General features: G+C 67.5%; 1 protein-coding gene and 1 pseudogene. One reads left to right on the top strand and one right to left on the bottom strand.

The features are described 5' to 3' along the window. Window positions 1–1,052, top strand: a 1,052-nt coding sequence (locus ACZ7NC_RS45680; RefSeq protein WP_471498409.1) for an IS701 family transposase, incomplete at its 5' end; no start/stop codon positions are given. Between the two features lie 42 nt (window positions 1,053–1,094). Here the strand turns inward: ACZ7NC_RS45680 and ACZ7NC_RS45675 are convergent. Then, window positions 1,095–1,201 (bottom strand): annotated as a pseudogene (locus ACZ7NC_RS45675) (IS6 family transposase); the annotation flags it as partial. Between the last annotated feature and the right edge of the window lie 146 nt (window positions 1,202–1,347).

Below are 1,347 nucleotides of genomic sequence, written 5' to 3'. Positions count from 1 at the left end.
CTTGGCCCGCAGAGCACGAGCGGCAACGCGGCCTGACAGACACGAGGTCATATCTCAGACTCCCACCAACACCCCTCTGCCGAGCACTAATTGAAATACGGGCCCCCGGCGGGATCGGCCTGTGCCAGGTCGCCGTCCATCTCACCTACGCCTCGGTGCACGGGCACACGCTGATCGACCGCGCCCTGTACCTGGGCGCTGGCTGGGCCGCCGACGAGGAACGCCGCATGCTCACCCACGTCCCCGACGAGACCCTGTTCGCCACCAAGCCGCAGCTCGCGGCCGCCATGCTGCAGCGTGTACGCGACCTGGGGATACCGGCCCGCTGGCTGGCCGGCGACGAGGTGTACGGCGGTCGCGAGCTGCGGCGCCGTGCCCGGGCACTCGGCTTCGACTACGTCCTCGCGGTCCGCGCCGACCACCGCGTCACCACCCCGGCCGGCCGCTTCACCGCCACCGAACTCGCCGCCCGCTTACCCCGCCGCACCTGGATGCGCATGCGTACCGGCCACGGGACCAAGGGCGATCGCTACTACGACTGGGCCATGATCGACATCCTCGCCGACGACACCCCCGAAAACGCCGCGCAAGAGGACTCCTGTCTCGTGGTGCGCCGCCACCGCTACACCCGCGAACTCTCCTTCTACCACTGCCATTCCGCCACTGCTGTCACCATGGCCACCCTGGTCGACGTGGTGTGCTGCAGATGGAAGATCGAAGAGGACTTCCAGGCCGGAAAGTCCGCCTGCGGCCTGGACGAGGGCCAGACCGCCTGCTGGAACTCCTGGATGCGCTGGAGCCTGATCAGCATGCTCGCCGCAGCCACCCTGGCCGTCACCCAAGCTCGCGCCGCCGCCCGGACGCCCAGCGGCCCACTCACCCCCGCAAGCGCCCGCGAACTCCTGCGGCTCCTGCGCGCCACGGTTCTACGCTCTCCCCGCCGCGACCTGGAGCACCTCCTGCACTGGTCCGCATGGCGCCGCCACCATCAACAGCAAGCCACCCAAGCCCACCGCCGCTGGAACAACATCACCGCCACAGCAACCACCTGACCAGCAACAATGACCAACCGATCAAGAACTACAGCTGCCGTGCTCGACCTCGCGGTACGACAGCGGGAACCGGTGATACAGCCACACAGCATAGCGTGACTGATGATCTCGGCCGGGAACCGATAGCCCTTGTACGACGGTGTGTCCACAACCAGCCCTCCCCCGACGACCTCACCAAGATCATCGCACGCCCACACGAGCAACACCGTTGCGTTAGCGGTGTTGGCGGGTTAAGAGTCCGTGTTCGAGGAACGTGATGTCGGCGCGGAAGGTGTAGGTCTGCGTGGTCGCGGGC

Source organism: Streptomyces sp. NPDC111802, from assembly GCF_055634335.1.
The sequence above is the reverse complement of the archived record's forward strand: the minus strand, read 5'-3'. Positions and strand labels throughout refer to the sequence as shown.